25 protein-coding genes and 1 tRNA gene are annotated in these 23867 nt (G+C 67.7%); 19 read left to right on the forward strand and 7 right to left on the reverse strand.

The features are described from left to right. Positions 1-913 (reverse strand): pitrilysin family protein (locus tag QZ814_RS13430; RefSeq protein ID WP_294333020.1); only part of this gene is annotated, 913 nt, incomplete at its 3' end. Between the two features lie 158 nt (positions 914-1071). Between QZ814_RS13430 and QZ814_RS13435 the strand changes: the two genes are divergently transcribed. The 11 genes from QZ814_RS13435 (at position 1072) to QZ814_RS13485 (ending at position 9609) form a co-directional block, all read left to right on the forward strand. Then, positions 1072-2199: a glycoside hydrolase family 43 protein gene (locus QZ814_RS13435; protein WP_294333021.1), complete on the forward strand. Its 1128-nt coding sequence runs from the start codon at positions 1072-1074 to the stop codon at positions 2197-2199. A gap of 82 nt (positions 2200-2281) precedes the next feature. Continuing rightward, positions 2282-2929 carry a queuosine precursor transporter gene (locus tag QZ814_RS13440; RefSeq protein ID WP_294333023.1) on the forward strand — a complete coding sequence of 216 codons (648 nt, stop codon included), beginning with the start codon at positions 2282-2284 and terminating at the stop codon, positions 2927-2929. Between the two features lie 20 nt (positions 2930-2949). Then, positions 2950-3849: an acetylglutamate kinase gene (argB, locus tag QZ814_RS13445; protein WP_294333026.1), complete on the forward strand. Its 900-nt coding sequence runs from the start codon at positions 2950-2952 to the stop codon at positions 3847-3849. Between the two features lie 78 nt (positions 3850-3927). Then, a complete protein-coding gene (locus tag QZ814_RS13450; protein ID WP_294333374.1) occupies positions 3928-4233 on the forward strand; it encodes a YggT family protein in 306 nt (101 codons plus the stop codon). Continuing rightward, positions 4234-4542: a DUF167 family protein gene (locus tag QZ814_RS13455; RefSeq protein WP_294333028.1), complete on the forward strand. Its 309-nt coding sequence runs from the start codon at positions 4234-4236 to the stop codon at positions 4540-4542. Then, a complete protein-coding gene (folD, locus tag QZ814_RS13460) occupies positions 4532-5407 on the forward strand; it encodes a bifunctional methylenetetrahydrofolate dehydrogenase/methenyltetrahydrofolate cyclohydrolase FolD (RefSeq protein WP_294333029.1) in 876 nt (291 codons plus the stop codon). The genes QZ814_RS13455 and folD overlap by 11 nt, the downstream gene beginning before the upstream one ends. Beyond that, the gene (locus QZ814_RS13465; protein WP_294333032.1) at positions 5404-6027 is read left to right on the forward strand and encodes a MarC family protein; all 624 of its coding nucleotides are present in this window, start codon (positions 5404-5406) and stop codon (positions 6025-6027) included. The genes folD and QZ814_RS13465 overlap by 4 nt, the downstream gene beginning before the upstream one ends. A gap of 303 nt (positions 6028-6330) precedes the next feature. Further along, a complete protein-coding gene (gene yajC, locus QZ814_RS13470; RefSeq protein ID WP_294333034.1) occupies positions 6331-6669 on the forward strand; it encodes a preprotein translocase subunit YajC in 339 nt (112 codons plus the stop codon). Continuing rightward, entirely contained in the window at positions 6669-8255 is a 1587-nt protein-coding gene (gene secD, locus QZ814_RS13475; RefSeq protein WP_294333036.1) for a protein translocase subunit SecD, read from the forward strand. Before yajC ends, secD begins: the two co-directional genes overlap by 1 nt. Positions 8256-8267: 12 nt before the next feature. Next, a complete protein-coding gene (gene secF, locus QZ814_RS13480; RefSeq protein ID WP_294333039.1) occupies positions 8268-9236 on the forward strand; it encodes a protein translocase subunit SecF in 969 nt (322 codons plus the stop codon). A 1-nt stretch (position 9237) separates the two neighbouring features. Next, complete coding sequence (locus tag QZ814_RS13485) at positions 9238-9609, forward strand: Mth938-like domain-containing protein (protein WP_294333041.1); 372 nt, start codon at positions 9238-9240, stop codon at positions 9607-9609. Positions 9610-9758: 149 nt separating this feature from the next. Here QZ814_RS13485 and QZ814_RS13490 read toward each other — a convergent pair whose 3' ends face one another. Next, positions 9759-10970: a hypothetical protein gene (locus QZ814_RS13490; RefSeq protein WP_294333043.1), complete on the reverse strand. Its 1212-nt coding sequence runs from the start codon at positions 10968-10970 to the stop codon at positions 9759-9761. 337 nt (positions 10971-11307) lie between these two features. Continuing rightward, the gene (gene tgt, locus QZ814_RS13495) at positions 11308-12432 is read right to left on the reverse strand and encodes a tRNA guanosine(34) transglycosylase Tgt (protein WP_294333046.1); all 1125 of its coding nucleotides are present in this window, start codon (positions 12430-12432) and stop codon (positions 11308-11310) included. 46 nt (positions 12433-12478) lie between these two features. On the opposite strand from tgt, the gene QZ814_RS13500 reads away from it, so the two are divergent. Further along, positions 12479-13120 carry a cupin domain-containing protein gene (locus tag QZ814_RS13500; protein ID WP_294333049.1) on the forward strand — a complete coding sequence of 214 codons (642 nt, stop codon included), beginning with the start codon at positions 12479-12481 and terminating at the stop codon, positions 13118-13120. An 11-nt stretch (positions 13121-13131) separates the two neighbouring features. Further along, complete coding sequence (locus QZ814_RS13505) at positions 13132-13293, forward strand: hypothetical protein (RefSeq protein ID WP_294333052.1); 162 nt, start codon at positions 13132-13134, stop codon at positions 13291-13293. 136 nt (positions 13294-13429) lie between these two features. Here the strand turns inward: QZ814_RS13505 and QZ814_RS13510 are convergent, their stop codons facing one another. The 4 genes from QZ814_RS13510 to QZ814_RS13525 all read right to left on the reverse strand — a co-directional run bounded on the left by QZ814_RS13510 (position 13430) and on the right by QZ814_RS13525 (position 18149). Next, entirely contained in the window at positions 13430-14683 is a 1254-nt protein-coding gene (locus QZ814_RS13510) for a nucleoside transporter C-terminal domain-containing protein (protein WP_294333054.1), read from the reverse strand. A 116-nt stretch (positions 14684-14799) separates the two neighbouring features. Next, positions 14800-15909 (reverse strand): hypothetical protein, encoded by a 1110-nt coding sequence (locus tag QZ814_RS13515; RefSeq protein WP_294333056.1) that lies wholly within the window; start codon positions 15907-15909, stop codon positions 14800-14802. Between the two features lie 114 nt (positions 15910-16023). Next, positions 16024-16638 carry a response regulator FixJ gene (fixJ, locus tag QZ814_RS13520; protein WP_294333057.1) on the reverse strand — a complete coding sequence of 205 codons (615 nt, stop codon included), beginning with the start codon at positions 16636-16638 and terminating at the stop codon, positions 16024-16026. After that, positions 16635-18149, reverse strand: coding sequence for a PAS domain S-box protein (locus QZ814_RS13525; RefSeq protein ID WP_294333060.1), 1515 nt, complete (start codon positions 18147-18149; stop codon positions 16635-16637). The genes fixJ and QZ814_RS13525 overlap by 4 nt, the downstream gene beginning before the upstream one ends. A 64-nt stretch (positions 18150-18213) precedes the next feature. Here QZ814_RS13525 and QZ814_RS13530 point away from each other — a divergent pair, with 64 nt between their 5' ends. From QZ814_RS13530 to QZ814_RS13555, 6 genes are all read left to right on the forward strand, one after another. After that, a complete protein-coding gene (locus QZ814_RS13530; RefSeq protein ID WP_294333062.1) occupies positions 18214-18396 on the forward strand; it encodes a hypothetical protein in 183 nt (60 codons plus the stop codon). A 62-nt stretch (positions 18397-18458) separates the two neighbouring features. Next, entirely contained in the window at positions 18459-19349 is an 891-nt protein-coding gene (locus tag QZ814_RS13535; RefSeq protein WP_294333063.1) for an ROK family protein, read from the forward strand. A gap of 58 nt (positions 19350-19407) precedes the next feature. Beyond that, a tRNA-Pro gene (locus QZ814_RS13540) sits at positions 19408-19484 on the forward strand. 103 nt (positions 19485-19587) lie between these two features. Further along, the gene (gene hslV / locus QZ814_RS13545) at positions 19588-20154 is read left to right on the forward strand and encodes an ATP-dependent protease subunit HslV (RefSeq protein ID WP_294333065.1); all 567 of its coding nucleotides are present in this window, start codon (positions 19588-19590) and stop codon (positions 20152-20154) included. Between the two features lie 128 nt (positions 20155-20282). Continuing rightward, positions 20283-21575 carry an ATP-dependent protease ATPase subunit HslU gene (gene hslU, locus QZ814_RS13550; RefSeq protein WP_294333067.1) on the forward strand — a complete coding sequence of 431 codons (1293 nt, stop codon included), beginning with the start codon at positions 20283-20285 and terminating at the stop codon, positions 21573-21575. Positions 21576-21749: 174 nt separating this feature from the next. Then, positions 21750-23867, forward strand: coding sequence for a S9 family peptidase (locus QZ814_RS13555; protein ID WP_294333069.1), 2118 nt, complete (start codon positions 21750-21752; stop codon positions 23865-23867).

Genomic DNA, 23867 nt, shown 5'->3' on the forward strand with positions numbered 1-23867 from the left:
CTGCACTGTCCTTGTCGTTCAGGCCCGGCACCGCCCAGTTGCGCGACAGCATCACCGCCGCGACGCGGTCCTTCAGCGTCACCGTCTTCGCCGCGGGCAGCGTGACCACCGGCGCGACCGGCAATTGGCTCTTGGGGCCCGGCTTGATAGCACCGAAATACTTTTCGACCAACGGCTTGGCGGTCGCGGCATCGATATCGCCCGACAGCACCAGCACCGCATTGTTCGGGCCGTAGTGGCTGCGGAACCAGTTCTTCACCGTCTCCAGGCTGGCGGCGTCGAGGTCCGCCATCGAACCGATCGTGTCGTGGCCGTATGGATGCGTCGTCGGGAACAGCCCCTCGGTCACCGCATAATCGAGCAGGCCATAGGGGCGGTTGTCGCCCTGGCGCTTTTCGTTCTGGACGACGCCGCGCTGCTCGTCGAGCACGCCTTGCGTGATCGCCGGGGTGAGCCAGCCCATCCGGTCGCTTTCGAGGAACAGCGCACGTTCGAGCGCCGGCTTGGGCACCGTCTCGAAATAATTGGTGCGATCGAAATAGGTGGTGCCGTTGAGGTCGGTTGCGCCGACCTGCTTCAGCGGCTCGAAGAAGTCGCCCGGCGCGTTCTGCGAGCCGTTGAACATCAGATGCTCGAACAGATGCGCGAACCCGGTCTTGCCGGCAGGCTCGTGCTTCGAGCCGACATCGTACCAGACCGACAGCGCGACGACCGGCGCCTTGCGATCGGTATGGACGATCACCCGCAGGCCGTTCGAAAGGGTGAACTGCTCATAGGGCAGCTTGACCTGATCGACGAGCGTGGCGAGCGGCGCCCGCGCGGTGGCGGCGGGCGCCTGCTGGGCGAAGGCGGGCAGGGCAGGCGCGGCCAGCGCGACGAGCGCGGTCGTGCAGAGCAAACGAATGGACGGCATCGAGAACGGATCCCCCGGACTAGTGACGCGGTATACCATAGCCGCGCGCGCCGGTCCGGCAAGCGGTGCCAAAGCCCTTGCCCCGGGCGCGCGGCGAATGGTAGCGCTACCGGAAGGCGGCATCGACTGCATCGACACAGAAAAGAGAGGATAGGCTGTTGCGTCTTTCGCTGGAATTTTCGACGGCTGTGGCCGCGCTGGCGCTGCTTGCGGGCTGTTCCACCGGTGGCCCCGCCAAGAACGAGACCGCCTCGAATGCGGCGGCGCAGGCCGATGCCGGCGGCGACGCCCGCAGCCCGGACGGCAAGCGCTATCTCGCCCAGCCGCTGGTCAAGGACCTGTTCTTCGCCGATCCGTCCGCGCACGTGTTCGACGGCAAGATCTATGTCTATCCCAGCCACGACGTCGACATGGGCATCCCCGACGACGATCTCGGCAGCCAATATGCGATGCACGACTATCAGGTGCTCAGCATGGATCGCCCCGGCGGGCCGGTGACGGTGCACCGGGTCGCGCTCGACCTGAAGCAGGTGCCCTGGGCGTCCGAAAAGGCCTGGGCGCCGGACGCGGCGTTCAAGAACGGCACCTATTATCTCTATTTCCCGGCCAAGGATAAGCAGGGCGTGTTCCGCATCGGCGTCGCCACGTCCACGTCGCCGGTCGGTCCGTTCAAGGCCGAGCCGCAGCCGATCCAGGGCAGCTATTCGATGGACCCGGCGGTCTTCACCGACGACGACGGGCAGAGCTATCTCTATCTCGGCGGCATCTGGGGCGGCCAGCTCCAGCGCTGGGCGACCGGCAAATACGATCCCAAGGCCGGCGATACCGATCTCAAGAAGGACGACCAGCCCGCGCTCACCGGCAAGGTCGCGCGTCTGGGGCCGGACATGAAGAGCCTCGCCGAGCCGCTCCGCGACGCGGTAATCCTCGACGAAAAGGGCAAGCCGATCCTCGGCGGCGACCATGATCGCCGCTTCTTCGAGGCGGCCTGGATGTTCAAGCGCGACGGCAAATATTATTACATGTACTCGACCGGCGACACGCACTTCCTCGCCTATGCCATCGGCAAGAGCCCCTATGGCCCGTTCACCTATACCGGGCGGATCCTCGAGCCGGTGCAGGGCTGGACCAGCCATGGCTCGGTGTTCGCATTCCAGGGCAAATGGTATCTGGCGTACCACGACACCCAGCTGACGAATAAGAACCACCTCCGCTCGGCCAAGATCACCGAACTGACCTTCCGCCCCGACGGGACGATCGTCACGCTCAAGCCGTTCAAGGACTGACGAGAGCGCCGCGCGGTCTGCGGGACAGCCCGTGGTCGCGCGGCATCTTCCACCGGCCGCGCTTTGGCGCTAGCACCCGGCGATGGATACCCCCAAGCTCGCCATCCCCCGTTCGCTGTTCGTCTATGCCATTCTCTATGGCGGCATGGTCTGCATGGCGGGCGTGCTGGGGGTGAAGCAGGTGGCGCTCGGGCCGCTCGCGGTGGAGGCGGGGATCTTCGCCTTCCTGCTGCTCGTCGTGCTGTCGAGCGCGGTCGCCGAGCTGCACGGCCAGGCGATCGCCACCGGACTGGTGCGGCTGGGCTTCGTGCCGCTGCTGATGTCCGCCGCGCTGATCCAGCTGGTGCTGATCCTGCCGACCGATCCGGGCATGTACCCGCCGGCCGTCGCCGCCTTCCCGATCGTGGTGGGGCAGGGGATGCGGATGATGCTGGCGGGGTTCATCTCCTACGGCACGTCGCAGACGCTCAACGTGTTCATCTTCAACAAGCTGCGCGGCCAGGCAGGCACCGGCGGGCTGGTCTGGTTCCGCGGCATGGTGGCGAGCGTGGTGTCGCAGATCGTCGACACCGTGCTGTTCATCAGCATCTCCTTCCTCGGCGAGCGGCCGATCCTCGAGCTGATGGCGGGGCAGATGCTCACCAAGGTGGTGCTGTCGATCGTGCTCGTGCCGTTCCTGATCACCGGCGCGGTGGCGCTGGGGCGCGCTCTCGATGGACGTAGGGCGTAAGCGGCACTAAAGGGCCGCGCATGACCGACCACGCTCCCCATCCCGCGCTGCTCGCCAAGGCCGAAACTCTCACCGAGGCGCTGCCCTATCTGCAGCGCTATGCCGGCGCCACCTTCGTCGTGAAATATGGCGGCCACGCCATGGGCGACCCCGAGCTGGCGCGCGATTTCGCCGAGGACGTGGTGCTGCTGAAGGCGGTGGGGATCAACCCGATCGTCGTCCATGGCGGCGGCCCGCAGATCGGCCGGATGCTCAAGCGGCTCGGCGTCGAGTCCACGTTCGTGGGTGGCCTGCGCGTCACCGACAAGGCGACCGCCGAGATCGCCGAGATGGTCCTGGCCGGCTCGATCAACAAGGAAATCGTCGCCTGGATCGCGGCGGCCGGCGGCAAGGCGGTGGGCATCTCGGGCAAGGATGCGGGCCTGGTCCGCGCCGAGAAGGTGCAGCGCAGCGAGGCCGATCTGCTCCAGGGGATCGAGCGGCATGTCGACCTCGGCTTCGTCGGCGAGCCGGTGGCGGTCGATATTTCCATCCTCCAGTCGCTGGCGGCCTCGGGCTTCATCCCCGTGGTCTCGCCGATCGCGCTGGGCGCGGACGGGCATACCTACAACATCAACGCCGATACCATGGCCGGCGCGATCGCCGGGGCGTGCGGCGCCAAGCGCTTCTTCCTGCTCACCGACGTGCCGGGCGTGCTCAGCAAGTCGGGCGACCTGCTCACCGATCTCGACGCGGCGCGCGTGCAGGCGCTGAAGGACGACGGCACGATCTCCGGCGGCATGATCCCCAAGGTGGAGACCTGCGTGAACGCGGTCGCGGCCGGCGTCGACGCGGCGGTGATCCTCGACGGGCGGATCCCGCACGGCATGCTGCTGGAAATCTTTACCCGCCAGGGCGTAGGCACGCTCGTCCATAGCTGAGCCATCGGCGGATTGTCCGCCGAGCGATCCATCCTATATCGCACCTGAAACGGTGTCGCGGAGAGTGAATTGACCCAGATTGGCCTGATGTTGCTGCAGATCGTGCAGGTAGTGCTGACCGTCGTCTGGTGGATTATCGTGGTCCAGGCGGTGCTCTCCTGGCTGATCGCGTTCAACGTCATCAACACCCACAGCGATTTCGTCCGCTCGGTGTGGACCGCGCTGCAGCGGATGACCGAGCCGCTCTACCGCCCGATCCGGCGCATCCTGCCCGATTTCGGCGCGCTCGACATCTCGCCGATGATCGTGCTGCTGATCCTCTACATTCTGATGAACATCGTGATCCCGCGCATCTACGTGATGGTCGCCGGCGCCGGGGTGTAAGTGCCTGCCTGGCGGCCCAGCGCCACGGGAATCGAGATTGCCGTGCGCGTGACGCCCCGGGCGTCGCGCGACGTGCTGGCGGCGGGCACGCAGGAGCATTTCGCCGCCCGCCTCGCCGCCCCGCCGGTGGAGGGCGCCGCCAATGCCGCGCTGGTGCCGCTGGTCGCCAAGACCTTCGGCGTGGCCAAGCGCGACGTGACGCTGATCGCGGGCGAGACCGCGCGGCTCAAGCGACTTTCGATCGCCGGAGACGGTGCGGCGCTGGAACAAATCGCCCGCAGCCTCTATGGCGAGGGGCATGACGGCTGAGATCATCGACGGCAAGGCATTTGCCGCGGGCCTGCGCGCCCGCATCGCATCCCTGGTTCCTGCATTCGAAGCGGCGGCGGGGCGCGTGCCCGGCCTCGCCGTGGTGCTGGTGGGCGAGGACCCCGCCTCCGCCGTCTATGTCCGCTCCAAGGGCAAGCAGACCCGCGAGGCCGGCATGGCGAGCTTCGAGCACAAGCTGCCCGCCGACACCACGCAGGCGGACCTGCTCGCGCTGGTCGACCGGCTCAATGCCGATGCCAGCGTCGACGGCATCCTCGTCCAGCTGCCGCTGCCCAGGCATATCGACGAGCAGGAAGTGCTGCTGCGCATCCATCCCGACAAGGACGTCGACGGCTTTCACCCGGTGAACGCCGGCCGCCTCGCCACCGGGCTGGACGGCTTCGTGCCCTGCACCCCGCTCGGTTGCCTGATGCTGCTCCAGGACAAGCTCGGCAGCCTGTCCGGCCTCGACGCGGTGGTGATCGGCCGTTCGAACATCGTCGGCAAGCCGATGGCGGCGCTGCTCACCAAGGCGAGCGCGACCGTGACGGTGGCGCATTCGCGCACCCGCAACCTGCCGCATTACCTCCGCCACGCCGACATCGTCGTGGCGGCCGTGGGTATTCCGCATTTCGTCAAGGGCGAGTGGCTCAAGCCCGGCGCGACGGTGATCGACGTCGGCATCAACCGCACCGAGAACGGGCTGGTCGGCGACGTCGACTTCGACAGCGCGGCGAGCGTCGCCGGCGCGATCACCCCGGTGCCGGGCGGCGTCGGCCCGATGACGATCGCCTGCCTGCTGCGCAACACTTTGGTCGCCGCGCACCGCAATGCCGGGGTGCCGCTCGAGGCAGACGCGATTTGATCGAGCTCTACGTCTCCTCGCTTGTCACCTTCTTCGTCATCATCGACCCGCCCGGCTGCGCGCCGATCTTTGCGGGGCTGACGGCGGGGACGAATTCGGTGCATCGCCGCGCGATGGCGGTGCGGGCGGTGATGGTCGCCTCGATCATCCTGCTCGGCTTCGCGCTGTTCGGCGAGGCGCTGCTCCACGCGCTGGGGATCAGCCTCAACGCCTTCCGCATCGCCGGCGGCATCATGCTGTTCCTGATCGCGCTGGAAATGGTGTTCGAGAAGCGCACCGAGCGCCGCGAGGACCGCGCCGAAAAGGTGAAGGCCGAGGATCCGGTCGACATCTCGATCTTCCCGATGGCGATGCCGATGATCGCCGGGCCGGGATCGATCGCCTCGGTGATGCTGCTGATGTCTAAGAGCAACGGCATCGAGCAATCGGCGACCGTGCTGGCGGCGATGTTCTCGATCCTGCTGCTCACCCTCGTTGCGCTGCTCGCGGCCGGCCCGATCATGCGGATCGTGGGGGCGAAGATCGAGGCGGTGGTTTCGCGCCTGCTCGGCGTGCTGCTCGCGGCGCTGGCGGTGCAGTTCGTGATCGACGGCATCCGCGCCGCGCTGGCGGCGGGGTAAGATCCGCTAGCGCGGTGAACACCCCTCACGCTGCCTCAAGCGTCACCCCGGCGAAGGCCGGGGTCCATTGGGGTCTCGTTATCCGCACGTGCTGATACGGAGCGGCGAATGGATCCCGGCTTCCGCCGGGATGACGGCAAAGGGCGTGAGCGCGCACCTTGGCGTACGCGTCGTACCCGCTGCCATCCAGCGGCGGGATTCGGCGCGCATCCCGGATGGTTGCGCCCCAACCCTGCGCATGGTAGCGCCCGCGGCTTGAATGGGACCATTCCGCGTCCCTATTTTCAGGCTTTTCGGGAACCCATGTTCGCCACTCCAGCATATGCACAGGCCGCAGGCGCGGCTGGCCAGGGTAGCACCCTCGCCGGGATCGTATCGGTTGCACCGCTCGTCCTGATCTTCGTCGTCTTCTACTTCCTGATGATCCGCCCGCAGCAGAAGCGCATGAAGACGCTGCAGGATTCGCTGAAGGCGGTGAAGAAGAACGACACCGTCGTCACCGCCGGCGGCCTGATCGGCAAGGTGAGCAAGGTCGACGAGACCGAGGTCGAGATCGAGCTCGCGCCGAACGTGAAGGTCCGCGCGGTCAAGTCGACGCTCGCCGAAGTGCGCCCGCACGGCGCCAAGCCCGCGAACGACTGATGCTGGATTTCCCGCGCTGGAAGGTCTGGTCGATCTCGCTCGGCCTCGCCATCATGGTCCTGCTCGCCGTGCCGAGCTTCGTGCCGGAGAACATCCGCAACACCTGGCCCAGCTGGGTGCCGAAGTTCGCCGTCAACAAGGGCCTCGACCTTGCCGGCGGCTCGTCGCTGCTGCTCGAGGGCGATGTCAGCGACGTGCAGCAGAGCAAGCTCGAGCAGATGCGCGAGCAGGTGCGCATGGCGATGCGCCGCGATCCGCGCGTGGAAATCGGCGACGTCTCGATCGCGGGCGGCAAGCTCAGCTTCATGGTCCGCGATCCCGGCAAGGTGGACGCGGCGCGCGAGAAGCTGTTGCCGATGACCAACGGCGTCGGCACTACCGGCCAGCGCGACTGGGAAATCCAGGTCGTCGATTCGACCCGCTTCGTGCTCACCCCCACCCAGGCGGGGCTGAACCAGCAGATCGAAACCGCGATGGGCGATGCCCGCGAAGTGGTCGACAAGCGCATCAACGCGCTCGGCACCCGCGAGCCGACCGTGATCCGCGAAGGCACCAACCGCATCGTCGTCCAGGTGCCGGGCCTGCAGGATCCCAGCCAGCTCAAGGAACTGCTCGGCAAGACCGCCAAGCTCGAGTTCAAGCTGGTCGACACCACCGTCACGCCGCAGCAGATCGCCAGCGGCGACATTCCCGTCACCTCGCAGGTGCTGCAGTACGAGAATGGCGCGCCGATCGTGGTCAATCGCACCGCGATGATCACCGGCGACATGCTGGTCGACGCCAAGCAGAGCTATGACGAGCAGGGCCGTCCCGACGTGACGATCCAGCTCGACGGCGCCGGCGCCAAGCGCTTCGCCCGGGTGACCCAGGAAAATACCGGCAAGCCGTTCGCGATCATCGTCGACAACAAGGTGATCTCGGCGCCGAACATCAACACGCCGATCCTTGGCGGCAGCGCCTCGATATCGGGTGGCTTCACCGTCGACAGCGCCAACCAGCTGGCGGTCGCGCTGCGCTCGGGCAAGCTGCCGATCAACCTCAAGGTCATCCAGGAATCGACCGTCAGCCCCGAACTGGGCGCCGATTCCATTCGCGCCGGCGTCACCGCGTCGATCATCGCGATCGTGGCGGTGGTGGCGTTCATGGTGCTCACCTATGGCCGCTTCGGCGTCTATGCGAACATCGCGGTGGTCATCAACGTGCTGATCATCCTGGCGCTGATGGGCCTGATCAGCGCGACGCTGACGCTGCCCGGCATCGCCGGATTCGTGCTGACCATCGGTACCGCGGTCGACGCCAACGTGCTGATCAACGAGCGCATCCGCGAGGAACGCCGCCGCGGCCGCAGCGTGATGCAGGCGGTGGAGCTGGGCTACAAGGAAGCCAGCCGCACCATCTTCGAAGCCAACGTCACCCACGCGATCGCCGGCCTGATCATGCTCGTGCTCGGCTCGGGCCCGATCCGCGGCTTCGCGGTGGTGCTGCTGTTCGGTATCGCCAGCTCCGTCTTCACCGCCGTGGTGTTCACGCGCATGCTCGTCACGCTCTGGTTGCGCAAGAAGCGCCCGAGCGAGATCCACATTTAAGGAAGCGCCGACATGCGGCTCCTCAAGATCGTTCCCGACAACACCAATATCGGCTTCGTCCGCGTCCGGTTCATCGCCTTCGCGATCACCGCGCTGCTGACGATCGCCGCGATCGGTCTGGTCGCGGCGCACGGCCTCAACTTCGGCGTCGACTTTGTCGGCGGCGTGTCGATCGAAGAGAAGTTCACCACGGTGCCCCCCACCGACGAACTGCGCTCGACGATCACCGCGCTCGGCTATGGCGAATCGACCATCCAGGGCACGGGCAAGAACACCGTGACCATCCGCCTGCCGGTGCCGCATTCGAACGACCCGGCGGCCACCAACACCATGGTGGAAAAGGTGAAGGGCGCGCTGGCGGCCAAGTTCCCGGGTGCGACCTTCTCCACCTATTCCACCGTCTCGGGCAAGGTATCGGGCGAGCTGATCCGTAACGGCGTGCTCGCCGTGCTGCTCGCGATCATCGGCATCGCGATCTTCTCGTGGCTGCGCTACGAATGGCAGTTCGGCGTCTCCACGGCCGTCGCCATCCTCCACGACGTGCTGATGACGCTGGGCTTCTTCGCGGTGACCGGCATGGTGTTCGACCTGAACATCGTAGCAGCCGTGCTGACGATCATCGGCTATTCGATCAACGACAAGATGGTGATCGACGACCGCATCCGCGAGAACATGCGCAAGTACCGCAAGATGGGGATGAGCGAGCTGATCGACCTGTCGGTCAACGAGACGCTGCCGCGTACCGTGATGACCTCGCTCACCATCCTGATCGCGCTCGCCTCGCTGCTGGTGTTCGGCGGCGAAGTGCTGCGCGGCTTCACCGCGGCGATGATGCTCGGCATCGTCGTCGGTACCTATTCGTCGATCTACGTCTCGTCCTCGCTGCTGATCACGCTGGGCCTCAAGCCGGGCGTGAAGCCGGAAAAGGCGGACTCGATCGCGAACAATGCCGAGCGCGTGGGTCCGCGCGAGCGCCCTTAAGATGAAGATCGAACGGCGCAGCGCCGAGGGGCCGCTGATCTCCGGATTTTCCGGCGGCGGCTTCCGCGTCGACGAGAATGTCTATCACGGCCTGATCATCACGCCGCAGCGTGCCGATGGCTGGTCGCCGCCCTCGGTCGCCGCGCTGACCGAGGCGGACCTGGCGCCGGCCCTGGCGCTGGATCCGCAGCCGGAATTCCTGCTGCTCGGCACCGGCGCGACGCTGGTGCGGCCGCCACTTGCGCTGGTGAAGGCGCTCGAGAAGCGCGGCATCGGCATCGAGGCGATGGACAGCCGCGCGGCGGCACGCGCCTGGGGCGTGCTCCGCGCCGAGCTGCGCTGGGTCGCCGGCGCGCTCTACCCGTTAAGCTGAGCCTCGCCACCTCTTAGCCGTCACCCCGCCCCCTAAGCCGTCACCCCAGCGAACGCTGGGGTCTCTCATGGCTGGGCGATACCGAACAGCGCATCTGCGGGAGATGCCAGCGTTTGCTGGCATGACGGGATGGGGGCGTCGATCCTCCCTCAAACCGAGGCTGTTCTATCGACCCCGAACAGCGCGGGCAGCGTCTGTGTGAGCCAGCCGAGCGCGCCTTCCCACCGGTCCGGATCGACCGGCCGCGCGATCCGCGCGAGCACATCGGCCTGCGGGCCGGTCGCATCGAACGCGTCGTTGAGCAGGCACTGAGCGAACCAGAGCTGCGCATCCCCGGCCGCCGGGGCGCGGGCGGTACCCGCGGTGACGGCATCGAGGAACGCCGGCAGCTCGGCATAGGCGTTGAGCCAGCCGCCGGTCGCAAAGCGGGTCTGGCGGAGCATCGGGACGCCGAAAAAGGCGGCCAGCGCGAAGGTCTTCGAATCGCCGAGCAGCATGCCGTCGGCATGGCGCGCGATCGCCAGCGTCGCCGGATGCGCGCCGATGCCCGGCGGCAGCAGCACCGCATTGGGGCAGGCGGCGATCGTGCCCAGCAGCGCATCGGCATCGACATGCAGGTCGTTGAGCGGATGGTTGGTCACCGCCAGCGTGGCGCGGTCCCCCACCTGCTCGGAAACCGCGCGGACCAGCGCCGAATTGGGCTTCGGCCCCACCCGGTGCATCGCCAGGAAATTGTCCTCGGTCTCGCATTCCAGCGGCAGCAGCAGCACCGGGCGGTCCTGCGGGATGCCGAGCCGGTCGAACAGCGCCGCGCGCTCGCCGGACGGCGGGGCGAGGCGCTGCTGGAGCCGGTCCCAGGCGGGGGCGATCAGTGCGCGCAGCCGGTCCTGCTGGTCCGGATCGAGCGCGGCCGGCAGGCCGTAATCGTGGGGCCGCTCGGCCAGCAGGATCCAGCGGGGCGGCGGCGCGAAGGGCTCGAACCGCCCCTCCATCAGCAGCCGCACGATGCCGGGGAAGCGGGCGGCGGTTGCGTAATCGGCGGTGCGGCACAGCACGACATCGGGTGCGAGGCTGTGGACGAAGCCGATCAGCCCCTCGGCATCCTCGGGCACGGTGCGGGTGCTCGGATGATCGGGGCCGTCCATGAGGTACCAGCGCACGTGCGGCAGGTCGGTGCAGCGCGCCAGCTCCTCGGGCCCGAGCCCGGTGCCGCACCAGGGCGCGGGCGCGAGGACGTGAACCTCGTGGCCCTCCTCGGCGAGGCGGCGGAGCAGCGGCTCGACGATCTGGACGAACCACCAGTTCGTCACCATCGGCAGGTAGAACAGCACCCGCTGCGGTCGGTCGAGGGAAAGCGGCAAGCGAGGCTCCGGGCGACGATGGTCCTTCCCGGATTATAGGATGGGCGAAGGGGCGGGCGGGGCAGGGCGGCAAGTTTTGCCTAGTGGGAGCGAGCTAGGCCGCGTCTGTTGCGCGAGGTGAACGGCTGACATCGGGTGGTTCGTTGCCGATATCGAGGCGGCAATTCTACCAAGCGTCACCCCAGCGAAAGCTGGGGTCTCTCGGGGGCTTGGCCAGAACAGGACGGCACTGCTGCGGGAGATGCCAGCGTCCGCTGGCATGACGATCATGGGGTGAGGGGCCGTCCACGCAGCTTGGTGGAACGCCCAGCGTTTGCGTCCGGCCCGTCCCTTATCCCTACTTCGCCTGATACTTCGCCCGGAAATCATTCGCGAACGCCGTGAGCCGCTGCTCCTCGATCGCCGCGCGCAGGTCGGCCATCAGGGTCTGGTAGAACCAGAGATTATGCTCGGTCATCAGCATCGCGCCGAGGATCTCGCCGGCGCGGACGAGGTGGTGGAGATAGGCGCGGCTCCAGGTGCCGCAGACCGGGCAGGGGCAGGCGGGGTCGAGCGGGTCCTGGTCCTCGGCGAACTTGGCGTTGCGGATGTTGATCGGGCCGGCCCGCGTGAACGCCTGGCCGGTGCGGCCCGAGCGGGTGGGCAGCACGCAATCGAACATGTCGATACCGCGCTCGACCGCGCCGACGATATCGTCGGGCTTGCCGACGCCCATCAGGTAGCGCGGTTTGGTCTCGTCGAGCTGGCCCGGCGCATAGTCGAGCACGCCGAACATCGCCTCCTGACCCTCGCCCACCGCGAGGCCGCCGACCGCATAGCCGTCGAAGCCGATATCCTTCAGCGCGTCGGCGCTGGCCTTGCGCAGCCCTTCGTCGAGCGCGCCCTGCTGGATGCCGAACAGCGCGGCGCGGGCGGCATGCTCCTCGCCCGAATCGAAGCCGGCGCGGCTGCGCTTCGCCCAGCGCATCGAGCGCTCCATCGCCTTGGCCTGCACCTCGCGGGTCGAGGTGGTCGGCACCAGCTCGTCGAACGCCATGACGATGTCGGACCCCAGCAGTCGCTGGATTTCCATCGAGCGTTCGGGGCTCATCATGTGGCGCGAGCCGTCGAGGTGCGAGGCGAAGGCGACGCCTTCCTCGCTGCGCTTGGTCAGCTCGGACAGGCTCATCACCTGATAGCCGCCCGAATCAGTGAGGATCGGGCGATCCCAGCCCATGAACTTGTGCAGGCCGCCCAGCCGCGCGACACGCTCGGCGGTGGGGCGCAGCATCAGGTGATAGGTGTTGCCGAGCAGGATGTCGGCGCCGGACGCGCGCACGTCCTGCGGCTTCACCGCCTTCACCGTGGCGGCGGTGCCGACCGGCATGAAGGCAGGCGTGCGGATCTCGCCGCGCTGCATCGCGATGGTGCCGCGACGCGCCTTGCCGTCGGTGGCGTGGATGGTGAACTGGAAACGGGGCATGGAGCGCTATTGGCGCGTTTGGGGCCGGAATCCAAGGGAGGGCCGTGTGGCGGAACAGGACGACGAACTGCGCGCGATGGCAACGCACCGCGGGCTGAAGCTGGTCAAGTCTCGGCGGCGCAAGGCCGGCGGCGACTTCGGGCTGTACGGGCTCAAGGATGCGAGCGGGGCGGAGGTGTTCGGCTTCGGCGCGGAGGGGCTCACCGCGGATGCGGAGGCGATCCGCGATTTCTTGCGCGGCGGCATGCGGAACGACTGGAGTACGTCGGTGGAAACCACACCCGGCCCGAAGCGGGTGTCGAAGCCGAAGCCTGCACCCAAGCCAAAGCCTGCGCCGCCGCCGCCGTCCAGGCCGCGCTTCCAGCCGGCGGTCGCCAATCTGCTGCGCGACCTGCCCGAGGCGAAGGCAGACGAGGCATTCGACGATCTGCTCCAGCGCCCCGGCATCCGCATCGAGCGCATCGTCTCGCGCGGCCAGGCGACGCCCGAAGACGCGCCGATGGTGCAGGGCTGGGACGAATGGGTGGTGCTGCTCGAAGGCGCGGCCGGGATCCGGATCGAGGATTCGGCCGAGGTGCGGCTGGGCCCGGGCGACCATCTGCTGATCAAGGCCGGGCAGAAACATTGGGTGACATGGACCGCGCGCGACCGGCCGAGCGTTTGGCTGGCCGTACATCTGGGCGAATAGGAGCAGGACCCATGGCCGAACCCACCCATCCCGGCGACGAAGCCGCCCCCGGTACGCCGGGTACCGGCGAGAACTGGTGCCGCACCTGCGGCGGATCGGGCCGGATCGAAACGGGCGCGTGCCCGGATTGCGGCGGGACCGGCAAGGTCGTGGAGGGGATCGGCGGGGCCTGAGCGTCGAACCGCGCTCCTGTGTTCCTAGTGCCCCTGCGAAAGCAGGGGCCCAGGGTCGCGGGCGACTCGCTTTCCTACCCTGGGCTCCTGCTTTCGCAGGAGCCCTAGGAGGGCAGTGGCGACCTTCCCTGCCGGTTTACGGCAGCAACAGACCCGCCAGCGCCGCCGACATCAGGTTGGCCAGGCTGCCCGCGATCAGCGCTTTCACGCCCAGCCGTGCGATCACCGGGCGCTGGTTGGGCGCGAGGCTGCCGGTGGTGGCCATCTGGATCGCGATCGAGCTGAAATTGGCGAAACCGCACAGCGCGAAGGTGATGATCGCGCGCGAACGCGGGGCCAGGTCGGTCACCTTGCCCAGCTCGATGAAGCCGACGAACTCGTTGAGCACCACCTTGGTGCCGAACAGGCTGCCGGCGGTGAGCGATTCGTGCCAGGAAATGCCGAGCAGGTACATGACCGGCGCGAAGATCGTGCCGATGATCGCCTGGAAGCTGAGGCTCGGATAGCCGAACCAGCCGCCGACCATGCCGAGCAGCCCGTTCGCCAGCGCGACGAGTGCGACGAAGGCGAGCACCATCGCGCCGACGGCCACGGCGATCTTCACGCCGGTCGACGCGCCGTTGGCCGCCGCCATGATGATGTTGGCGGCGCGTTCTTCCTGGAGGTCGCCCTCGGCGACGCGGATCACCTCGTCCTCGCCGGACATCGGCGCGTCGAGCGCGGTGGGCTCGTCCGGCATGATGATCTTGGCCATCATCAGCCCGCCCGGCGCGGCCATGAACGAGGCGGCGAGGAGGTAGGGCAGCGAGGCCGGGCCGAGCAGACTGGCATAGGCGGCGAGGATCGTCCCTGCGACGCCCGACATGCCGACGCTCATCACCGCGAACACCTGCGAAGGCGAGAGGCGGGCGAGATAGGGGCGGATCACCAGCGGCGCCTCGCTCTGGCCGACGAAGATGTTCGCCGCCGCGCACAGCGATTCGACCTTGCTGACCCCGGTCACCTTCTCGATCGCGCCGCCGATCCAGCGCACCACCTGCTGCATGATGCCGACATGGTAGAGGATCGAGACGAGCGCGGCGAAGAAGATGATCACCGGCAGCGCGGCGATGGCGAGGCTCTGGCCGCCCAGCTCCGGCTTGGCGAGGTTGCCGAACAGCAGGCTGGTGCCGGCGCTGGCATAGCCGAGCAGCGCCGAGACGCCGTTCGCCATGCTGTGCAGCGCCACCTGGCCCCACGCGGTGCGCAGGACAATGATCGCCATGCCGGCCTGGAGCAGGAAGGCGGGCCCGACGATGCGCAGGCGGATCGCGCGACGGTTGCTCGAAAGCAGGAAAGCGATCGCCAAAATCGCCAGCACCCCGAAAATGCCGATCGGGAAATGAGTCATTCTGAAGTCGTACGTCCCCACGCCGGCGGTATCCCGGCCAGCAAACCCATCGACCATACACGGGATGGCGCCACTTGCCAGCCGCTAGCGTGTATGGCGGCGGGACAGGGGGCGGGTCAGCTGTGGGTAACCAGCCGTTTCAGCATCGCATCGGCGGTCGCCTGGGAAAGCGGGGTCACCGTGGGATTGTAGGTCGCGCTCGACTTCACCGTCTTGGCATATTCGTGCGGACGCCCGGCATAGGCGCGCACTTCGCGGCGCAGCTGCTCCATCGTCCCGAACGCCTCGGCCGCGTGCGCCATCGACAGGCCGTGGTCGATCGCGTTGAGATATTGCGCGAACTGGGTGCGATCGGTGGCGCTGAGGTTCGACATTACGAAGAAATGGGTGAGCAGCCAGGCGTGATAGGGCGTCCAGTCCATCCGCTTCGACGGCGCGTGGAGATAGCTGCCGGTGATCACCGCCCTCGTATCCAGCCGGCCATAGGCGCGCAGCATCGGCGTGAGGTTGGCCGGCTGCTCGCCATATTCGATCGAGCCGTCATGCTTGAACACGACGGTCGAGAAGATCGCGCCGATCCCGTCGAAATACCAGCGCGGATAGGCGTTGGGCACATAGTGCAGCATCAGATGCTGGGCATAGGCGCCGTAGAGGATCGACTCCCAGCTGCGGGATACCGGCGGGTGGTTGAGCGGCTTGCCGATGCAATCCGAGGCTGCGTCCGATTCGCCGTCATTGTCGGCCGCGCCGGTGTCACCGCAATCGGCGGCGTTGGCCTTGGCGGTGTCCGTGTCGATCACCTGATCGGCCCGCGCGATCGCCAGCACCGCGCCGCTCGGGCGCGGGTCGTAGAAGCGCTGGCCGACGAACGGCTTGGCGAAGGGCCCCTCGTCCGCGCCGATGTTGCGCAGGCCGCTGTCGCGCAGGTCCTTGGCGGTGCTGAACAGCACGATCTCGATCCGCGGCGGCTCGGCGGTGCGGCTGCGCACGCGGTAGAGCCGGTCGAGCAGCGCGTGGAGCTTCTCGAGGTTGGTGGCGATGCGCCGCAACTGGCCCTCATCGCCTTCGGAATAGACGACGACGTCGTCCGCTTCGGCCCGCTTCCAGCGGCTCATCGGCTCGCCCGGCTTGTCGGTCGTGCCGGTCACGACGATCGGCGTGCTGTCCTGCCCGGCAGGCGCGGTCTGCGCCCAGGCCCCCAGCGCACCGCCGATCACGCCGGACACGCACAACATCACTCCACAAACGGACCGAATCCGCATGCTCCGCATCCCCCAACCCAGACGCGCTCCGCTACCACGAGCGCGCGCGGTCGCGCCAGAACCCTTTCGGCGGGTCCGTCAGCCGTCCAGACCCGCGGCAAAGGCCAGCCGCAGCGCCTCGGAAAGGCTGCGCGCCTCGAGCTTGGCCATGGCGTTGGCGCGGTGCACCTCCACCGTGCGCGGCGAGATGCCGAGATCATAGGCGATCGTCTTGTTCGGATGCCCGCGCACCAGCCCGCGCAGCACGTCCTGTTCGCGCGGCGAGAGCAGGCCGATGCGCCGCTCCGCATCGGCCTGGGTGGCGTCGGCGGCGTCGCCTTCCTCGATCCGTTCGAACCCGCGCTCGAGTGCCTCCAGCAGCGCGTCGCGATCGAACGGCTTTTCGAGAAAGTCGATCGCACCGCCCTTCATCGCGGCCACCGCGGTGCCGACATCGCCGTGCCCGGTGAGCACGATCACCGGCAGCTTCACGCCGCGCTTGCCGAGTTCGGCCTGCACCTCGATGCCGTCCATCTCGGGCATGCGCACGTCGAGCAGGATACAGCCCGGCCTGGCATCCTGCACCTTCTCCAGGAAGGCGACGCCGGAGGGATAGGTGTCGACGTCATAGCCCGAGGTGCGCAGCAGGAAACTGGTCGATCGGCGGACCGACTCCTCGTCGTCGACCAGGTGGACGCGCTTGCGCTCGCTCATGCAGGCTCCTCGTTTGCGGACATCAGGGTGAAGTTGAAGATCGTTCCGCCCTCGGCGCGGGGCTCGGCCCAGATCCGGCCGCCATGCGCCTCGACGATGGTGCGGCAGATCGACAGGCCCAGCCCCATGCCGCGTTCCTTGGTGGTCGCAAAGGCCTGGAACAGCCGGGGCGCCTGTTCGGGGGCGATGCCGGGGCCGGTATCGGCCACCCAGACGCGCACCAGGTTGCGCGGCGCCAGTTCCGATCCGATCGTGATCTCGCGCACCGGGCTCGCCGCCATCGCCTCGATCGCGTTGCGGATCAGGTTGACCAGCACCTGCTGGATCTGCACCCGGTCGCACAGCACCTGCGTCGCGTGCGGATCGAGCGCGTAGAAGGCGCGCACGCCCAGCTCGCGCGATCCGGTGAGCGCCAGGCGGCTGGCCTCGTCGATCAGCCGGGGCAGGTCGACCAGCCCCATGTCCGCCTCGCCCCGCGCGACGAATTCGCGCAGGCGGCGCACGATGTTGCCGGCCCGCAGCGCCTCCTTGACCGATTCCTCCATCGCCTCCTGGATCATCGCCTGATCCTCGGGATCGCCGCTGTCGCGGTCCATCAGCGTGCGGCCCGCCTCCAGATAGTTGGCGATGGCGGTGAGCGGCTGGTTGAGCTCATGCGCCAGCGTCGAGGCCATGGTGCCCATGGCGGAGAGCCGCGAGACGTGGATAAGCTCCGACTGGAGCTCCTTCAGCTGCAGCTCGGCGCGCTGCTCGTCGGTCAGGTCGCGGATGAAGCCGGTGAAGATGCGGTGGCCGTCGCTGCTCGCTTCGCCGACCTGCAGCTCCATCGGGAAATCGGTGCCGTCGCGCCGCTGGCCGACGACGATGCGGCCGATGCCGATCACCCGGCGCTCGCCGGTGGTGAGGTAGCGGGCGAGATAGCTGTCGTGCAGCTGCGCGTCGGGCGCGGGCATCAGCATGCTGACATTGCGGCCGATCACGTCCGCTTCCTTCCATCCGAACAGCCGCTCGGCCGCCGCGCTGAACGAGAGGATCACGCCCTTGTCGTCGATCACCACCATTGCCGAGGGCACGGTGGCGAGGATCGAGCGCAGGTGGAGCGCACTGCCTGCCAGCGCGGTCTGCGACGCCTTCAGGTCGGTGATGTCGCGGAACACCTCGGCATAGCCGTGCAAGGTGCCGTCGGCGGCGACCAGCGCGCTGAGCTGGACCTCGGCCAGATACTCGCTGCCGTCGCGGCGGATGCGCCAGCCTTCCTCGATCAGCCGGCCGGCGGCACGGGCGCGGGCCAGATCGCGCGCGGGCTTGCCGGCGGCGGTTTCGGCAGGGGGATAGTGCAGCGCGAAATGGGCACCGTGCAGCTCGGCCGAGGTCCACCCGTCGAGCAGTTCCACCCCGCGACTCCAGCTGGCGATCCGGCCCTCGGCATCGAGCAGCAACACGCCACGATCGCTCGCCGCTTCGAACAGAAGCGCCATCGCGATCGGGTCGTGGCTCGGACGGTTCGCCATAAAGTCCGTTACTTGTCCTGTATCCCTGAGAGGCGCGAGCGCGTGCGACGGGGTACGCTAGGGTTTGATCATCGTCAAAGTAAAGGGACGCGTCTTCCGCGATGCTGCCGCCTTCCAGATGGAGGCGAAGATGCTCGACGTCATCGGCAGCAATTATCTCTACATGGTGGCGGGTGCGATGGGGGTGTTCACCCTTGCGCTCGCGTTCGTCAGCCTCAGCGAGTACATGCATCCGCGCGATCGTTGATTTCGTGCGCTGCGGCCTGCACGGACTTCCCGAACGGCGCGCGGCGCGCTAGCGCGGGCGGCATGACTGCAAACCTTTCGATCGCCGGCCTCGAGCTGGGCGGAACCAAATGTGTGGCAACGCTGGGCAGCGGGCCGGAGGATGTGCGCGAGCGGCATGTCGTGCCGACCACCGACCCCGCGACGACGCTGGCGGCGATCGAGGCGGTGCTCGACGGCTGGGCGTTCGACGCGATCGGCATCGCCAGTTTCGGGCCGATCGAGCTCAACCCTGCACGGCCCAATTTCGGGTCGATCATCGCGACCACCAAGCCCGGCTGGAACGACACCGATCTCACCCGGCGGCTTTCCGCCCGCTATGCCAAGCCGCTGGCGATCCAGACCGACGTCAACGGCGCGGCGCTGGCCGAAGCGCGCTGGGGCGCCTCGGCCGGGCTGTCGACCCATGCCTATATCACCATCGGTACCGGCGTGGGCGTGGGCCTCGTCGCCAATGGCCGCCCCATCATGGGCTATGCGCATGGCGAGGCGGGGCACATGCGCTCGGCCCGCGCGCCCGGCGACAGCTTCGCCGGCTGGTGCCCGTACCATGGCGACTGTGCCGAGGGGCTGCTCTCCGGCCCGGCACTGGCGGCGCGATTCGGGCGGCCGGGGCAGGACGTTGCCGACGATGCGCCCGAATGGGACTATTTCGCGCATGACCTGGCGGCGCTGCTCCACAACCTGATCGTGTCGCTCGCCCCCGAGCGGATCGCGATCGGCGGCGGCGTGATGACCAAGCGCCCGCAGCTGTTCGGCGCGGTGCGCGAAAAGGTCGCGGCGATGATCAACGGCTATGGCGCGCTGGCCGGCTATTGCGCCGAGCTCGACACCCGGGTCGGCCCGCCGGGGCTCGGTGACATGGCCGGCCCGCTGGGCGCGATCGCGATGGGGCTGGAAGCGCTCGATCGGTGATTCGGGCGTTTGGGGGTTGCGTCCTGCGCCCAAGCGGCATACAGGGCGCACCCTCGGTCGGGGCGTAGCGCAGCCTGGTAGCGCATCACACTGGGGGTGTGGGGGTCGCAGGTTCGAATCCTGTCGCCCCGACCAAGCCACACCCAAGATATCCTGCAATCGTCGGATCGTTGCGCAGACGCGACCTTAGGGGAACTCCCCCTTTGCACGCCCGCACCCGCCACCCATATGCGCGTCCATGAGTGACAAGAACACCGCGTGGCACGGCACGACGATCCTCTCCGTGCGCAAATCCGGCAAGGTAGTCATCGCAGGCGACGGCCAGGTTTCGGCCGGCAACACCGTGATGAAGCCCAACGCCCGCAAGGTCCGCCCCCTGGGCGACGGCAAGGTGATCGCGGGCTTCGCCGGCGCCACCGCCGATGCCTTCACCCTGTTCGAGCGGCTCGAGGCCAAGCTGGAGCGCCACCACGGCCAGTTGCTGCGCGCGGCGGTGGAACTCGCCAAGGACTGGCGGACCGACAAATATCTCCGCAATCTGGAGGCGATGCTGCTCGTCGCCGACAAGGACGTGACGCTGGTGATCACCGGCAATGGCGACGTGCTCGAGCCCGAGGCGCACGAGCACGGCACCGTCGCGGCGATCGGATCGGGCGGCAATTTCGCGCTCTCCGCGGCGCGCGCGCTGATCGAGTATGAGCCTGATGCCGAGGTCGTCGCCCGCAAGGCCATGGCGATCGCCGGCGAGCTGTGCGTCTACACCAACGACCGGCTGACCGTGGAGACGCTGGACGCGGCGAACTGACTGCTTCTCCCCTCCCGCGTGCGGGAGGGGTCGGGGGTGGGCGCCCGCTCTCCTCCAAAGACATCGCTCGCGGATCGCGGGCGCCCACCCCTAGCCCCTCCCGCAAGCGGGAGGGGAACGAGTAGACCATGAACCAGAACCTCACCCCCAAGACGATCGTCGCCGCGCTCGACGCCCACATCATCGGCCAGAAGGACGCCAAGAAGGCGGTGGCCGTGGCGCTGCGCAACCGCTGGCGCCGGCAGCAGCTCTCGGCCGACCTCCGCGACGAGGTGACGCCGAAGAACATCCTGATGATCGGGCCCACCGGCTGCGGCAAGACCGAGATCAGCCGCCGCCTCGCCAAGCTGGCCGATGCGCCGTTCGTGAAGGTGGAAGCGACCAAGTTCACCGAGGTCGGCTATGTCGGCCGCGATGTCGAGCAGATCGCCCGCGACCTCGTCGAAGAGGCGATCCGGCTCGAGAAGGAGCGCCGTCGCTCGGCGGTGAAGGACAAGGCCGAGGAAGCGGCGATGGGCCGGCTGCTCGATGCGCTGACCGGCAAGGATTCGAGCACCGCGACGCGCGAGGCGTTCAAGCAGCGCTTCAACGAGGGGCTGCTCGACAATACCGAGATCGAGATCGAGGTCGAGCAGGCGCCGCAGATGCCGTTCGACATCCCCGGCGGCGCGCCGCAGATGATCAACCTGTCGGAGATGATGAAGGGCCTGACCGGCACGCCGCTCAAGCGCCGCAAATTGAACGTCCGCTCCGCATGGGAAAAGCTTGTCGAGGAAGAGGCCGACAAGCGCCTCGACCAGGACGAGGTTAGCCGCGTGGCGCTCGCAGATGCCGAGGCGAACGGGATCGTCTTCCTCGACGAGATCGACAAGATCGCGGTCTCCGACGTGCGCGGCGGATCGGTGAGCCGCGAGGGCGTGCAGCGCGACCTGCTGCCGTTGATCGAGGGCACCACCGTCGCCACCAAATACGGGCCGATGAAGACCGACCATATCCTGTTCATCGCGAGCGGCGCGTTCCATGTCGCGAAGCCCAGCGACCTGCTGCCCGAGCTGCAGGGCCGCCTGCCGATCCGGGTAGAGCTCAAGGCGCTGACCGAGGAGGATTTCGTCGCGATCCTTTCGGACACCAAGGCGAGCCTGGTGCGGCAATACGCCGCGTTGCTCGGCACCGAGGGCGTCTCGATCGACTTCACCGAGGACGGCATCCGCGCGGTGGCGAAGATCGCCGCCGAGGTGAATGCCGAGGTCGAGAATATCGGCGCCCGCAGGCTGCAGACGGTGATGGAGAAGCTGCTCGAGGAAGTCAGCTTCGAGGCCGAGGACCGCTCGGGCAGCGCCGTGGTGATCGACGCGGCCTATGTCGACCAGCAGCTGGCGAGCGTCGCGCGGAATACCGATCTGAGTCGGTACGTGCTGTAGTCGACGTCTAAGCCCCTCCTCCTTGGAGGAGGGGTTGGGGTGGAGGGATTCCAGAACGCCGGTTGGTCTCTGCGAGACCCCGCCCCACCCCAACCCCTCCCCTGAAGGGGAGGGCTTGAAGTGCTCCTACGATCTGGCACGTTCCCCGGCATCGACTCGATCCGGGGGAAGTCCATGAAGAAGCTCGCCATCGCCACGCTGCTGGCCGGTGCCGCCGCCGCGCCGCTGCTCGCCCAGACTGCGGCGCCCACGCCGCCGGTCGCCGCGAAGAAGCCCTATAGCGTCAAGGCCCCCTTCGGCGCGACGCGCGAGGATCCCTATTACTGGCTGCGCGACGATACGCGGAAGAACCCTGAGATGCTCGGCTATCTCGCCGCCGAGAACGCCTATGCCGACGCGGTGCTGGCCCCCACCAAGCCCAAGGCGGAGGCGCTGTACCGGGAGATCGTCGGCCACATCAAACAGGACGACGCGAGCGTCCCCTACGCCAAGCACGGCTATGTCTATTACACCCGCTTCGATACCGGTGCCGACTATGCGGTGGTCGCGCGCCGCAAGGGCAGCATGACGGCGCCCGAGCAGGTGCTGTTCGACGAGCCGGCGATGGCCAAGGGCAAGGGCTTCTTCCAGATCGGCAACTGGCGGGTGAGCCCCGAAAATACCCGCATCGCCTGGGCCGAGGATACGGTCGGCCGGCGGCAATATGTGCTGAAGGTGAAGAACATCGCCACCGGCGCGGTGCTCGCCGATACGGTCAGCAACATCGAGCCGGATCTGGTCTGGTCGGCCGACGGCAAGACCCTCTTCTATGTCGAGAAGGACCCCGTCACGCTGCTCGGCACGCGGGTGAAGGCGCATGTGCTGGGCACGCCCGCCTCGGCCGACCGGCTCGTCTATACCGAGAAGGACGACACCTTCTACATGAGCATCGGCGCGACCACCGACGAGCGCTATATCTGCATCCACCTCCATTCGACGGTGAGCGACGAGCAGCGCTGCGCCCCCGCCGCCAACCCGGTGGACTTCAAGCCGGTGGCGCCGCGCGAGCGGGACTTACTCTACAGCGCCGATCACCTGGGCGGCCGCTGGATCGTCCGCACCAACTGGCAGGCGCCGAACTACCGCATCATGGTGGTGCCGGACGGGAAGGCCGCGGCGGGTCGCGCTGCCTGGACCGATCTGGTGCCGACCAGCGACCAGGTGTTCATCGAAGGCTTCCAGCCCTTCGACAAGTTCCTCGCCATCGAGGAGCGTTCGGACGGGAACAAGCGGCTGCGGATGCTAACGCCTGCCGGCAAGAGCAGCTTCGTCAGCGCCGACGAGCCCGCCTATGTGATGAACCTCGACGTCAACGAGGATCCGGCCAGCCCGGTACTCCGCTACACCTATGGCTCGCTGGTGACGCCCACGACCACCTATGAGGTCGACGCCGCGACCGGCAAGCGCACCGTGCTCAAGGTCCAGCCGGTGCCGGGCTATGACCCGTCCAAATACGTGACGGAACGCGTCTGGGCGACGGCGCGCGACGGCACCCGGGTGCCGGTGAGCCTCGTCTACGCCAAGGGCTTCCAGAAGAACGGCACCGCCGCGCTCTACCAATATGCCTATGGCAGCTACGGCTATTCCACCGATCCCAGCTTCCGGCCGACGCTGCCCAGCCTGCTCGATCGCGGCATGGTCTATGCCATCGCGCACATCCGCGGCGGGCAGGAAATGGGCCGTCACTGGTATGACGACGGCAAGATCTTCCACAAGAAGAACAGCTTCACCGACTTCATCGACGTCACCCGCTTCCTGGTCGCGCAGGGCTATGCCGCCAAGGGCCGGGTGGCGGCGGAAGGCGGCAGCGCAGGCGGGCTGCTGATGGGCGCGGTCGCCAACATGGCGCCGCAGGACTATCGCGTGATCGTGGCGCAGGTGCCGTTCGTCGACGTGGTGACGACGATGCTCGACACCTCGATTCCGCTGACCACCGGCGAGTTCGACGAATGGGGCAACCCGGCCGAGAAGCGCTATTACGATTACATGCTCAGCTACTCGCCCTACGATAACGTGGCGGCGCAGGCCTATCCGGCGCTCTATGTCGGCACCGGGCTGTGGGACAGCCAGGTGCAATATTACGAGCCGACCAAATGGGTGGCCAAGCTCCGCGCGACCAAGACCGACCAGAACCCGCTGGTGTTCCGCGTCAACATGGAAGCCGGCCATGGCGGCAAGTCGGGCCGGTTCGAGCGCTACAAGCAGAATGCGGAGTACCTCGCCTTCGCGCTGGACCAGCTGAAGGTGCAGTGA

The organism is uncultured Sphingomonas sp. (genome assembly GCF_913777625.1).
Classification (GTDB): domain Bacteria; phylum Pseudomonadota; class Alphaproteobacteria; order Sphingomonadales; family Sphingomonadaceae; genus Sphingomonas.